The following is a 13,500-nucleotide window of genomic DNA, read 5'->3' on the forward strand; positions in this document are numbered from 1 at the left end:
GGCCAAAAAACCCGCAAGCGTCAGGCTGCGGGTTTTTCCTGTTATTCCTCAAGATCGACGGGGTTTGGCGAGAACGGAACGGGTACGGCCTGTGTTACGTCCATTTCACCAATTTTGCCGGCTTCGATTCCTTCAAATTTTACACTTTCATAGCCGAAATCTTTGGCCGTCATCAAAATCGCTTCGAGCATCAGTGTATCTGTTTCGTTATCATCAATTGTTGAGGCGTCTGTGAATTCAATGGTTACTCCATTTTCTGTTTCTTTTATTTCATCGATGATAACTGTTTCTTCGATCACCGGTTTTAATCCGAGTGTCCCTTTTTCTTTCATAGCCGTCAGGGCATCTGTCAGCTTGTTGAAGGATAGAAGGGAAGGCGCCAGGAGTTTAGGTGAGTTCAGGCTCTCCTGATACAGGAAATAGGCTTTCTTCTTGAACTTTTTGAAAGTCAGTTTATCCTGATAGCCATACGCTCCGATTTCCGCTCCCTTTTCGCCGCCGGTATAATAGTCAGCCTGAGAGGCATCCTGCCAGCGGAAAGACTCTTCAAGACCTTCTGTAAAGAGCCTGTTTTCTGTTTCTGAGCTTGAAGTCGCATATGCATTGCCTTTTATGTCAACAGACATCCGTTCTTCTCCTGTCTCATACGAGAGCTTTGTTCCTGAGAGCGCAGAAGGACTCAGTCCGGCGCTCATCGGGTCAAATGAAGTCAGCGCCGACTCAAAAAGAGTCATGTACGAGTCAGAGGAATCGAACTGAAAGCTGAGCGGTATCGTATTTTGAACCTGAAGATCGGGATAGGCAACCGTTACAATCGTTTGATTGTCCTTTGTCCTTGCTACAAATGACTTTTTCTCAGGCTCTGGTGCAGATTTTGCTTCTAATTTCATGTCTGCGTTTTCTTCAGACACCTGGCCGCTTTCAGCTGCTTTATCCGCACTGTACTCAGACCTGCTTTCACTCATCTGGAAGTTCTGAAGGAAAAAGGGTGAAAGGATTAAAAGAATAAAAAGGGCGGCAAAGCTTGCAAGAGCCGGTGTTTTCCATTGAACTTTCTTTTTGTGCATACGCTGCTGCAAACTGGTGTAGATTTGCTGCTGCGTCCTCCGGTCTTTGATATCCGGCATGGCTTGAAGTTTATCGGTAATCTGCTCATCGTTCCATTTTGATTGATTCATCCCTTTGCTATTCCCTCCTTCCTGATCGAGTGTTCAGATAATTTATTTTTCAAAGCTTTCAGCGCTCTGTGCTGGGTCGTTTTCACTTTACTTTCCGTAAATCCGAGGGCTGCTGCTGTATCGGCAATGGACATTCCCTGAATATACCTTAAGATAACGACGGCCTTCTGATCGACCGTGCATGTATCAAGCATCCGGTAAACCATCTGCATCTCTTCATTTAAAGCAGCAATTTCCTCCGGCAGCGGCTGCTGATCCCGTATTTGCTCACGGTCCCAGTCAAACGCTTCAAAGATTCGCTGTTTGAGTGTTTTCTGTTTGCGGAAAAAATCAATCGCAACATGTCTTGCAATGGAGAGGATCCAGGTTTTTTCACTGCTCCGTCCTTCAAAACTGCTGTGTGATTTTAATATTCGTATATACACTTCCTGAACGAGGTCCTCGGCCTGTTCACGATTCTTCACCATATAAAACAAGAACTGGAAAAGATCGCTGTGATATTTTTCATAAATCCTCTGAAAGGCCTCTTCCATGAACGAACCTCCAATCAATACATTAGTCGGAATGAAGAATAAAAAGTTACACATCTTTTACTATATCGGGATTGCATAGAAAAAGGAAGGCAGTTTCCGCCTTCCTTTTCAAAGAAATTATGACTCTTTCTTTTTCGTAAATACGATAGCACTTCTTTCATACTCCACATCTTTTGAACCGAGTCTGGCATTTGCCGCTCTCGCAGCCGCAAAGAAATAATCGGAAAGTCTGTTCATATACGTTAAAACATGTTCATTGATCTCCGTTTCTTTTTTGAGTGAAACAATACAGCGTTCCGCTCTTCTTGCTACGGTCCTTGCCACATGGATGGCAGCGGCCGCCTCTGTCCCTCCAGGAAGAATGAATCGCTCGAGCGGAGGGGCTTCTGCTGTGTACGCATCAATTCGCGTTTCAAGAAACTCAATCATGTCAGGTGTTGTTTTATAGGGATACTTTTGCTTGCCGTGGATGACAGCAAGATCGCTTCCGCAGTCAAAAAGTTCATGCTGGATTTTTTCAAATTCCTGCTTCATGTCTTTCAGGATTTCATCGTTCATCCATGTCATGGCAAGACCGGTAAAAGAGTTTACCTCATCGATTGTTCCGTAGGCTTCTACCCTCAGGTCATCCTTATCGACCCGGCCCCCGATAATGCTTGTTTTCCCTTTATCGCCGGTTCTAGTATACAAATTCATATTCAGCAGCTCCTGTCCTTTGTTCTCAGACTGTCTTGCCTAAGCTAAAAAGAAAGTCTCTCTCTTATTCTGCCATTATTTTATTGAAGTGTAACGCCATAATCGTTTTTACACAGATAATACTGAAACGTTTTTTGCATAACCGGGTACAGCACAAGAAAGAAAATGCCGTTTCCTGCTGCATGCATCGTATCAAACGGGATTCCTGCAAGATAGTAGGCAAGTCCGTTAGCTGTCAGGACAAACATGTTAAGAGAAACAATGAATCCAAAAAGATATCCCGCAAGAACAGCTGCCGGGGTAAAAATGAGCAGCCTGTTTCTTTTAACCGCTTTTCCCAGCAGGCCGAATACGAGAGCCAGAATCCCCCATGCAAGCATCTGCCAGATTGTCCACGTTCCCATGCCAAGCAGCAGGTTGCTCAGGAAACAGCCTAGCACTGCGACAATCATTCCATTAACCGGTCCGAGCAGAATCGCCGTGATGAGGATGATGGCTGTCATCGGCTGTATGTTCGGAACAAATTGAAAGGAAAGTCTGCCGACAACGGACAAGGCTATAAGCAGAGACAGAAGACTGATTCTTCTTGTTGTCATTGTTTCTCACGCTTACTCATAATTCCGCAGATCAAATTCAATTTTATCGCCGTCTTTCAGTTTAATGTCATTAGCTCCTGTCATGGCATCTTCCCCGTTAACGATTAAATGCCAGTATGTTTTGTCCGCTTCGCTCGCCTGGATGCCTTCAATTCCGTTGATAAAACCTCCGGACTCTTCAATTTCAAAGTTCTCCTTCATGGCATCCATCAAGTTTTGTCCTTCTTCAAATGCGATTTCTTTAGCGTCTACTTTTTCTGCCATTTCATTTTTTGTCAGCGTGACAGATGCTTTCAGCTCTTCAGCCTGCTCTTTGCTCTCAGCAGCAGGTTTTGTTTCTTCCGTTTTAGGCTGCTCTGCCGCATTTCCGCAGGCACTCATCAGTGTCAGAAGAATGATTGCGAAAAAACTGTAAAATTTGTTCATGTTCCATCTCTCCTCTTGTTGTTGTGTATGTATTGGAAAAGCAAAAAGCCCATCTTATAGAAGATGGGCTTTTAAAAACGGCATAGAAGAAACTGCAGGCACTCATGCCATACCTGTGCCGTTTCTATGCTCAAATCCCCGAAGAATAGTAACGTTCGAAAGATCCCGGCAGGTCTACTGACTCGTGCTTCATCCTCAAGCCTGCACCTTCCCGTCTGAATTCTGACAGTGGTCTAAAAGCAGGTATTGTCTGCACTTACAGTTGCGGGGACAGTTCAGGCATCTCACCTGATTCCCTATTAAGCAAAGTTTGCACCAGTTTCTTTTCGTATTCACTTTTATATCCAGCTTTTATTGTACCTAAAACGACATGCGGCATCAACAGGTGTTTCGTATGAAACAAGAATATTCGTCAGATTCTATCAGGATAAACGGTTTTTCGAGGCAGAAAGAAACTGAATGTGGTTCCTTCATTTACTTTGCTGTGCACATTAATCGATCCTGAATGAGCATCGACAATGTTCTTGGCAATCGCAAGACCAAGGCCAGTTCCGGAGCGGCCTCTCGTCCTCGCCTTATCTGCTTTGTAAAAACGCTCAAAAACAAACGGTAGATCTTCTTCGACAATTCCTGTGCCCGTATCCTTCACATCAACTTTAATACCGCCGGCAGCAGACTGCACAGCCATTTCGACTGTACCGCCCTCAAGTGTATGCCTGATTGCGTTATCCACAAGATTCGTCAGAACCTGTTCAATTTTATCCGGATCAAGAACAAATTCAGGTTCGTCAAGTGTAATGCTGGAGGTGAGCCTAATGTCTTTTTCTCTTGCAAGCCCCTGGAATTTCCGGTTTATTTTTTCTATAAATTCATAAATGGAAATGCTCTCGAGATTAAGGGTAATATGACCCGCTTCCATCCGGGCAAGATCAAGCAGATCATTGACAAGCCGACCCATTCTGAGCGATTCATCGTAAATAACCTGTGCAATCTCTTTTTTCTCTTCATCCGAGCTTGCAATATCATCCACGATTGCTTCAGAATACCCCTGGAGCATGGCAATCGGCGTTCTCAATTCATGGCTGACGTTTGCGATAAAGTCTTTGCGCAATTTATCAAGGCGACGCTCTTCTGTCATGTCCCGAAGCACTGCTACAGCCCCCCGGACGTACGACTGATTGTATAGCGGGCTCATGACAAGCACCCAGCTTCTTCCCTGAAGGGTCACTTCAACGATATGCTCTCTTTCTGTATTGACAACCCGCTGGAACAATTCCTTTGCTTCCGGCGGAATTTCTTCCCCCTCATTTATCTGCATTTTCTGTTCATAGTACCATGACTGCAGGAAGCGCTCTGCAGGGGGGTTGGTCACGAGAATCGTGCCATCAATATTAAGCGTGATAACCCCGTCTGCCATACTGCTTAAAATGCTCGTTAAGTGTTCTTTCTCCTGATTAAGAGCGTTGATGTTAAACTTCAGCTGTCTGCCCATCTGATTGAACGCAATGGCGAGCTCCCCAATTTCATCGTGGCTCAAAATAGGAACTTTTGTATCAAAATTGCCACGTGTCAGCTCTTGTGTAGCCTCTCTCATTTTTCTCAATGGATAGGTAATTCTAGTAGACAGGAAGAAGGCAAAAACCGTTGTCAGAATGATGGCTATACCTGCTGCAAGAAGAATATATTTTGTCGTGTGCTCGGTCGTCTTTTGGACGGCCTGCAGGGACTGTGACATAAAAACGGCTCCGTCTTTGCCGTCACTTGTTTTATAGGGAACACCGACTACAAGTACTTCCTCCTTGTTTCCGGAGTTTTTTTGCTGTTCTTCAGGCAGCCGGGTGAGCTTGCTTACATTTTTCTGATCTTGGAACACTTTTGACAGCTCTCTGTCAGCGCGGATATCCTCCATACTGAAGGTTGGTGTGTTTTCATACTTTTTTGGTGAAAACCAGTATTCATTTTCGTTCTCGGCTATCACAATGCTTGTCAGTTCATCTGCAAGCTCCCAGGTGATGGACCTTGCAAGCTCCTGGTCTTCATGGTTTTCTAAAATAACAGACACTTTGTTGGCCAGCTGTGTCAGTTCATTTTCGGCTTCATCAACATGAAAGCTTTCAATAAATTGAAGCAGCAGAACGGTCAGGACAAATAAGACGAATGATACAAGAAGCAGGATGGTAAACCAGAGTTTACCGACTACGCTTTTCCAGAACATCATTCACTGCCTGCCTCAAACTTGTAGCCGACACCCCAGACCGTCACAATCATCGAGGCAGCATCGGGTGAAACTTTGCTGAGTTTCTCTCTAAGGCGCTTAACATGTGTATCAACCGTTCTCAAGTCGCCGAAAAACTCATACTGCCATACTTCTTTCAAAAGCTTCTCACGGTCATACACTTTATCAGGCGTTTTCGCCAAAAAGTAAAGAAGCTCATATTCTTTCGGCGTTAAGCTGACTTCTTTTCCATCAGCAAGAACGCGGTGGGCATCATGGTCAATGGAAAGATGCGGGAAGACAATCACGTTTTTGGCCTTTGTCTCTGTTTTAAGGAATGAAGTCGTCGAAGAGCGTCTAAGCAGGGCTTTCACTCTCAAAACAACTTCTCTCGGGCTGAAAGGCTTAACGATATAGTCATCTGTGCCGACCTCAAATCCCTGTACCCTGTTCACTTCTTCCCCTTTTGCCGTAAGCATAATGATCGGGGTCGCTTTTTTCAGGCGAAGCTGTCTGCACACCTCAATGCCGTCAATGCCCGGCATCATCAAATCAAGCAGAATCAGATCATACTCTTCTGCAAGAGCCATTTCAAGCGCATCGCTCCCGTTGTCGGCTTCTTCAATCTGATAGTTTTCCCGTTCAAGGTACATCTTCAGCAGTCTTCTGATTCTGTCTTCATCATCTACAACAAGTATTTTATAGTTTGGATTGTTTTCCATAGAGGTTCCTCCTGAATTAGAAAAGTGTAAGCGGACGTTTAGCTCCGGGAGCCAGATAAGAAATCACCTGAAAAGTCCGGTTTTAGACTTTTTAGGGGATTTTGTTCTGGCAGAGGAGCTGGCCGCTGAAGCTAGACACTGAAAAGCGTAAGCGGCCATAAGAATGATTACTTCCTATTTTACCAAAAAACCTTCACTTTATAGGAGTGAAGGCTCTTTTAAAACGTATTTTAAGCGTAAGAATGCAAACCGGCGATGACAAGGTTCACAAAAATCAAGTTGAACATGATGATAGCAAAACCGATCACAGCAAGCCAGGCCGACTTTTCTCCCTGCCAGCCTTTTGACAGCCGCAGATGGAGGTATGCTGCATAAAACAGCCAGGTAATCAGTGCCCAGACTTCCTTCGGATCCCAGCCCCAGAAACGTGTCCATGCAATCTGCGCCCAGATCATGGCAAAGATCAGCGCGCCTAATGTGAAGACCGGAAATCCGATTGTTACCGAACGGTATCCAATTTCATCAACAAGGTCCAGGTTGACGTTTTTCACGAGCGGCTGCAAAAAGGCGGAGATCCGCTTTCTTAAAATCAGGCGAAGCGCACCGTAAAGCAGCAATCCTGTTCCAAGCGACCAGAGCACGGTATTCAGTTTTCGTGCTGAAATCAGGGCCGGAACTTCAACAGCAGCTTCCATTTTTCCTTCTGTCAGGAGCTCACCTTTATGGGGAACTACAAGAGCAGGAAGGTTATAGACCATTTCCGCTTGCTGTTCATTTTTATCTGTCCATTGATAGACAGCTTCATAATCCATGATTCTGAATGTGCTTGTTATCGCAATAAACGCAATGGTTGCAACCAGGGCGTACATCACCGTCTCAAGCCAGAACGTCTTTTTGGATTTAACAGACTGATCAACCGTGCGAAGCAGATAAATAACGCCGGCAATGAAGCTGATGGAGAGGATTGCCTGTCCAAGAGCCGCAGTGGTCACATGGATGTGAAGCCAGCTGCTCTGCAAAGCCGGAATCAGCGGAGATATGTCTGTTGGAAACATGCTTGCATAGGCAATCAGAAGCAAGGCAACAGGAAGTGTAAACAATCCAAGAACCGATACTTTATAAATAAAATAGAGGACAATAAATGCCAGAACAAGCATCATGCCGAAAAACGTTGTAAACTCAAAAAGATTGCTGACAGGAGCATGACCGGAAGCCATCCATCTTGTAATAAAATAGCCGGTCTGTGCTGCAAATCCGGCGATTGTTACCGCAATGCCTGCAGACGCCCATTTTGTAGGCTTTTTATATTCTTTTCTCTTGTCGCGGATTGCTCCTGCAAAAAGAAAGGTTGCAGCCAGGTATAGAAAGAATGCTGCAAATAGCAAATTACTGCTTAAAGCCGCCACACCTTTTCCTCCTCATCGCTTTATTTCTCATCTGACTGGTCAGCCGGCTTTTCAATCACTGTTCCTTCAAGCACAGCTTCCATTTCCTTTTTAATGCCGTACCAGTTTTTATTGGTATGGCCTGCAAGGAGAATGGCATCCCCGTTCCGCCTGATCCAGATGCGGCGGTGATTCCAGTACATGCCCTGAGTGACACCGATCATGAAAATGGCTCCGCCAAGTCCAAGGAACCAGAGGGTATTGTCTTTTCTTACTGTAAGAGCAGAAAGGTTTTTCGTTTCGACTCCTTCAAACTTCATCTTCATCTGATTATCTTCACTCGGCTCAATCGTCTGCTGAATCGCAACAAAACTCGTCTCGCCCTCAGGTTTATCAGGAGAAATCATTTTAAAAACAAATGCCGGGTTATCCGGTATTCTTGTTTTCGTTGCCGGCTCTCCCTCGCTGTTGAAATAAAAATCAGGAAGGTAGCTTGCAACTTCCACTTTATAGCCATTGCCAAGGTCATACTGTTTTTTCGGATCAAGCAGATCTATGGCAAGTTCACCAAAGCTCTCTTCCGTCTCTTTGTCTATCAGACTGAATTTCATCTTGTTTAATTCGTTCAGTTTGAAATCAACTTGATAAAGAGCATACGAATCATGCTTTAACGGCTGATTCACTTTAATCTGCTCATCCTTTATTTTCTCAAGCTCAGGATCTGCGCCAATTAGCGCTTCCCCTTTTCGTTCAAATAAGGTGACGTTTGTCTGATAGTTTTTGGCTACACTGCCGTCTCCTACTCTAGTAATCGCGTTTTCAAATACTTCATCTTCGCTTTCTTTCTGGTAGGTTTCCATAATGAACTGATCGCTTTTCAGAAAATACTTGCCGTCTGTTCCGGGGATGACCTTTGTTTCTCCTTCGCGGATCCACAAGACATCATCCACATACATGCCCGGCACAAACCTGAGCATCGCTCCAAACAAAAAGATGATCAGACCGATGTGGTTGACATAAGGTCCCCATCTGGAAAAACGGTTTTTTTCAGCCAACAGGCTGCCGTTCTCTTCTCTGACATGATAGCGTTTTCTCTCAAGCTTTTCTTTCACCATTTTCAGCTGCGCATCTGCGTCAGTGACAGACGGTGTCTCGCTGAACAGGCGCTGTCTTCTCATAAAACTTTCATGGCGCGTGACGCCCTGCTTTTTCAGCGCCCTGTAAAGCGGTACAAACCGGTCAAGGCTTGCAATGACAAGCGAAGCCGCCAGCGCCCCGATCAGGACGATATACCACCACGAGCTGAAAAGTTCATGAAATCCAAGCTGATAATAAAGCTGGCCAATTACGCCGTATTCTTCCCGGTAGAAATCTTTAGGCGTCACATTCGGCGGTATGTACATCACTTGAGGAAGAATGGTGCCGATCGCTGACGCTATTAAAATCAGAACGATAATCCAAATCCCGACTTTTACGGAAGAAAAGAAATTCCAGATCTTGTCGACCGGGGTTCTTTTATAGGTCTGGGACCGTCTTGCACTGCCGTCATACTTCATATCAAGCAGCTTGCTTCCGTTCTCCTTTTCCTGAATAGGACGGCCGCAGGATTCGCAGAGAACCGTTCCATGCGGATTGCTGTGGCCGCATAAGCATTTCACTTCATTCATGATGAAAACTCCCCGTTTACGGCTTGATTGATTCCATATAATCCCTGACCATCCGCTCATTCATCTGGCCAGTGATAATTTCTTTCACTACTCCATTTTTGTCAATGAGAAATGTAGTCGGAAGCGGGACAACTCCATATGCCTCCAAGACTTGTGAGTCTTTATCAAGGACCACGGGAAAAGATAAATCATATGTTTCCATGAAGCTCTGCACGGCAACGTTTGACTCTGCGGTGTTCACGGCAAGAATTTCAACGCCCTGGTCTGAATAATAATCATACTGGCTCTGCATATAGGGCATCTCGCGTTTGCACGGCTCACACCATGTTCCCCAGAAATTCAGAAAAACACCTTTTCCTTTGTAATCAGAAAGCTGGTGCTTTTCCCCTTTCAGGTCTGTTAATACGAAATCAGGCGCCTCGCTGCCAACCTTCACCTTTTCTTTGCTTGAGAAAAAATTTGTGTATAACGTATATCCCAGCGCCCCGGCAAGCAGGGCGAGGATAATGGATCTCATGATCAGACGTCTTTTTTTCTTCATTGAAAACTCTCCCATATCCTCATACATTTCAACTCATTATATCACTGTTTTTTTGGAACATTTTCCTGATAATTTGAAGTTTATGTGAAAATTAAGGCGCTTACTTTCCGAATTTGGCAAGGGATCTGAGCTGTTTTACCTCATGCGGGGAAAGCTCGCGGGCATCGCCTGTTTTCAGTCCCTTCAGGTCAAGGAAGCCGTATGTTTCGCGCTTCAGCTTAAGAACCGGGTGACCAATCGCTTCAAACATGCGGCGCACCTGTCTGTTTCTGCCTTCATGAATCGTCAGTTCCACAATGCTTGTCTGCTTCTTTTTATCAAGAGATACAAACTTCACCTTTGCAGGAGCCGTTTTTCCGTCTTCAAGCATAACCCCTTTTTCAAGCGATCTCAGCGTTTCACGCGGAGGAATGCCTTTGATTTTTGCCACATAGGTTTTTTCAACCTCGCTCTTCGGATGCATCATCAAGTTGGCAAATTCGCCGTCATTTGTCATGATGACAAGGCCGGACGTATCATAATCAAGCCTTCCCACCGGATAGATGCGCTCTTTAATATGCTGGAAGAAATCTGTCACCGTTTTTCTTCCTTTATCGTCAGAAGCAGTCGAGACCACTCCGCGCGGTTTGTAAAGAATAAAATACACAGGTTCTTCTTTTTCAACAGGAATTCCGGCAACTTCAACACGGTCGTTTCCGGATACTTTTATCCCAAGCTCCCGGACTGTTTTTCCATTCACTGTCACTTTTCCTTCTAATATAAGCTCTTCCGCTTTCCTTCTTGATGCAAGGCCTGCGTGAGCTATCACTTTTTGCAAACGTTCCATTCTTTTCACCTCGTTAACATCTTACTGCTAAAAATTTGATTAGACAAGTTTACGTGGCATGCACGAAGCCTTATTATCTCACAAAAATGATGCGCCTGCTCAAAAATCTTCATAACCGCCCATTCAGGCATATAAAAAAGCCTTCCAGGTGAGGAAGACTTGTATTCTCTGCCATTAAAAAGCAAGCATCACAATAAAAATAGCGGCCGCGATTCCAAGCAAGTCTGCGAGAAGCCCCACTTTCAGCGCATCCCCCATTCTTTTCACACCGACTGCACCGAAATATACCGTCAGGATGTAGAGCGTTGTATCCGTGCTGCCCTGCATGACTGCAGCCAGCCTTCCGATAAAAGAATCCGGTCCGTAGGCGGCAATCAAATCTGTCGTCATGCCAAGAGCGGCAGTACCTGATATCGGCCGGATAAACGCAAGGGGAACAATTTCACTCGGCACACCAATTGCATCCAGTGCAGGTTTCATCATCCCGACGAAAAACTCAAGCGCACCAGATGCGCGAAAAATGGTGATGGCTACAAGCATTCCTACTAAATAAGGAATAATGGAAAAGGCAATCTCAATTCCTTCCTTGCCGCCTTCAACAAACGTTTCATAGGTCGGCACTTTCTTAAACGTGCCGTAAAGAAGAATGAACCCGATCATCAGGGGAATCATCCATAGAGATATGATACTGACAAGCCCCATCCCTATCTCCTCTCCTTCCGCATTCTTCTATGGTAGAAATAGCGGTCTATCAGAATGGCGCCAATGGCTGAAATGATGGTTGCAAGCAGGGTAGGTCCAACAATATCAGTTGGTGACTTTGACCCGTACGTCATCCTCACCGCAATGACTGTTGTTGGAATCAGCGTAATACTTGATGTGTTCAGTGCGAGAAACGTAATCATCGACCTGCTTGCATCCGTTTTATTCCCATTCAGCTTTTTCATCTGTTCCATCGCTTTAATGCCAAGAGGGGTGGCTGCATTGCCAAGTCCGAAAAGGTTCGCCATCATGTTCGACAGAATGTAGCCCATTGCAGGGTGTTCAGGAGGGATCTCCGGAAAGAGTCTTTTAACAAGCGGCTTAAACAAATTGCTCAATTTTTCAAGAAGTCCTGCTTTTTCCGCCACCTTCATCAGACCAAGCCAGAACACAAGCACACTGATCAAGCCGATGCTGATCGTAACAGCATCTTTAGCCCCTTTAAAAACCGCAGCATTCACTTCTTCCATCGTGCCGTTCACCATGGCAAATACAATTCCGATGACGGTCAGCCCCACCCATATGATGTTAATCATGTCCGCTGTAGCCCGCTCCGATAAAAAATAGCTTCCGGAATTTTTCCCAAAGAGGGGCATTCGGTTTGTTTGTCAGGCCATTATCATAGTAAATGGGCACTTCATCGACACGTTCATCTTCTACAATAACGGACATTTTCCCGACGACATTCGGAACATCTTCCGGCTTATCCCATTTTTTATCCGGTTTGATGAGCGTGATGTCGATTCTGATTTCATCCTCCTCTTCATCATTCAGCGGATAGTACACATCTCTTTTGATGAAAAGACGGTTCTTATAGATCTTCTCCTGAATATCTTTCAGCGTTCCCGACTCTTTCACTTTAAAAAGCTCATAATCTCTGTATGCCATATTGAACATGGCAATATGATCATTCCAGTCATCAGAAGCATCAATCGTCACAGCCACAAGGTTCATGCCCTCTTTAGAAGCAGTTGACACAAGCGTCCGCTTCGCCCGTTTCGTATACCCCGTTTTCCCGCCTGTGCTGTACTCATAAAGACTTGTCAGCAGTTTATTTTTGTTTCTCCAAACACGGTCCCACTGCTCATTCGGATTGGGAGCACGGTGCACCTTAGTGCCTGATATTTTCTGATACATCGGGTTTTGCATGGCATACCTTGTCAGAATCGCCATATCATAGGCAGTTGAATAATGGTTTTCATGATCATCCAGACCGTGCGGATTCGCAAACTCCGTGTTCATCATGCCGATTTCCGCCGCCTTCTGGTTCATCATATGGACAAACCCTTCAACACTTCCTCCGACATGTTCTGCTATTGCGACAGCCGCATCATTTCCGGAACGGAGCATCAGGCCGTACACAAGGTCCTCAAGCTTGATCTTCTCTCCCTCCTGAAGGTAGACCGCCGACCCTTCAGTATGTATCGCGCGATTGCTGACCGTTGCCTTTTCATCCATCTTTCCGGATTCAATCGCAAGAATGGCCGTCATAATTTTAGTAATGCTCGCGATTCTCCGTTTTGTATGGGCGTCTTTTTCAAAAAGGATTCTTCCTGATTCCTGTTCAAGCAGTACAGCACTTCTTGCACTGACGCCCATCGCATCAGCCTTATGCGGCAGACCCGAAATAAGCAAAAGGCAAACAAGTGCGGTCACTGCGATCTGTTTCCATTGCCGCACAGCCCCCACGTCCTTTGATCGTTTTGTACAAGTTTATGCGGATGGACAAAGGTTATGAAGGAATAATTTTTGCTTTTGGAAAGAAAGTGTCATTTCGGTAGAGTGGTTGCTTACCCTCGCAGATCGTTTTACAGTTTGCGAGGGTACGATTTGTGACTTTGCTTACCCTCGCAAATCGTTTCTCGGTTTCCGAGGGTGCGATTCATGAGTTTGCTTACCCTCCCAGATCGTTTTTCGGTTTACGAGGGTACGATTCATGGGTTTGCTTACCCT

The 13,500-nt window shown here is 45.2% G+C and carries 14 protein-coding genes and 1 riboswitch; all 14 genes read right to left on the reverse strand.

The features are described 5' to 3' along the window. Positions 1-41: 41 nt before the first annotated feature. The gene (locus tag AZ46_RS08470; RefSeq protein ID WP_029280158.1) at positions 42-1,178 is read right to left on the reverse strand and encodes a hypothetical protein; all 1,137 of its coding nucleotides are present in this window, start codon (positions 1,176-1,178) and stop codon (positions 42-44) included. Continuing rightward, a complete protein-coding gene (gene sigX, locus AZ46_RS08475) occupies positions 1,175-1,711 on the reverse strand; it encodes an RNA polymerase sigma factor SigX (RefSeq protein WP_029280156.1) in 537 nt (178 codons plus the stop codon). Before sigX ends, AZ46_RS08470 begins: the two co-directional genes overlap by 4 nt. A 117-nt stretch (positions 1,712-1,828) precedes the next feature. Then, on the reverse strand, positions 1,829-2,407 hold the full coding sequence (locus tag AZ46_RS08480) for a cob(I)yrinic acid a,c-diamide adenosyltransferase (protein ID WP_029280154.1): 579 nt from the start codon (positions 2,405-2,407) through the stop codon (positions 1,829-1,831). Positions 2,408-2,487: 80 nt separating this feature from the next. After that, positions 2,488-3,003 (reverse strand): ECF transporter S component, encoded by a 516-nt coding sequence (locus tag AZ46_RS08485; protein ID WP_029280152.1) that lies wholly within the window; start codon positions 3,001-3,003, stop codon positions 2,488-2,490. Positions 3,004-3,015: 12 nt separating this feature from the next. After that, the gene (locus AZ46_RS08490) at positions 3,016-3,429 is read right to left on the reverse strand and encodes a DUF4430 domain-containing protein (protein ID WP_029280150.1); all 414 of its coding nucleotides are present in this window, start codon (positions 3,427-3,429) and stop codon (positions 3,016-3,018) included. A gap of 150 nt (positions 3,430-3,579) precedes the next feature. Continuing rightward, positions 3,580-3,764: riboswitch (cobalamin riboswitch) on the reverse strand. 77 nt (positions 3,765-3,841) lie between these two features. After that, entirely contained in the window at positions 3,842-5,647 is a 1,806-nt protein-coding gene (locus AZ46_RS08495) for an ATP-binding protein (protein WP_029280148.1), read from the reverse strand. Beyond that, positions 5,644-6,366, reverse strand: coding sequence for a response regulator transcription factor (locus AZ46_RS08500; protein ID WP_029280146.1), 723 nt, complete (start codon positions 6,364-6,366; stop codon positions 5,644-5,646). Before AZ46_RS08500 ends, AZ46_RS08495 begins: the two co-directional genes overlap by 4 nt. 230 nt (positions 6,367-6,596) lie before the next feature. Further along, positions 6,597-7,772 carry a c-type cytochrome biogenesis protein CcsB gene (gene ccsB, locus AZ46_RS08505; protein ID WP_029280145.1) on the reverse strand — a complete coding sequence of 392 codons (1,176 nt, stop codon included), beginning with the start codon at positions 7,770-7,772 and terminating at the stop codon, positions 6,597-6,599. Positions 7,773-7,792: 20 nt separating this feature from the next. Beyond that, positions 7,793-9,418 (reverse strand): cytochrome c biogenesis protein ResB, encoded by a 1,626-nt coding sequence (gene resB / locus AZ46_RS08510; RefSeq protein WP_029280143.1) that lies wholly within the window; start codon positions 9,416-9,418, stop codon positions 7,793-7,795. Positions 9,419-9,434: 16 nt separating this feature from the next. After that, positions 9,435-9,959: a thiol-disulfide oxidoreductase ResA gene (gene resA, locus AZ46_RS08515; protein WP_029280141.1), complete on the reverse strand. Its 525-nt coding sequence runs from the start codon at positions 9,957-9,959 to the stop codon at positions 9,435-9,437. Between the two features lie 100 nt (positions 9,960-10,059). Beyond that, positions 10,060-10,785 (reverse strand): 23S rRNA pseudouridine(2605) synthase RluB, encoded by a 726-nt coding sequence (gene rluB / locus AZ46_RS08520; protein ID WP_029280139.1) that lies wholly within the window; start codon positions 10,783-10,785, stop codon positions 10,060-10,062. A gap of 174 nt (positions 10,786-10,959) precedes the next feature. Then, the gene (locus AZ46_RS08525) at positions 10,960-11,487 is read right to left on the reverse strand and encodes a spore maturation protein (RefSeq protein ID WP_029280137.1); all 528 of its coding nucleotides are present in this window, start codon (positions 11,485-11,487) and stop codon (positions 10,960-10,962) included. Between the two features lie 2 nt (positions 11,488-11,489). Next, positions 11,490-12,083: a nucleoside recognition domain-containing protein gene (locus tag AZ46_RS08530; protein ID WP_029280135.1), complete on the reverse strand. Its 594-nt coding sequence runs from the start codon at positions 12,081-12,083 to the stop codon at positions 11,490-11,492. Beyond that, positions 12,076-13,227, reverse strand: coding sequence for a D-alanyl-D-alanine carboxypeptidase family protein (locus AZ46_RS08535; RefSeq protein WP_029280133.1), 1,152 nt, complete (start codon positions 13,225-13,227; stop codon positions 12,076-12,078). The genes AZ46_RS08530 and AZ46_RS08535 overlap by 8 nt, the downstream gene beginning before the upstream one ends. Positions 13,228-13,500: the final 273 nt, after the last annotated feature.

It is taken from the genome of Metabacillus indicus LMG 22858, assembly GCF_000708755.2.
Taxonomy (GTDB): Bacteria; Bacillota; Bacilli; order Bacillales; family Bacillaceae; genus Bacillus_P; species Bacillus_P indicus.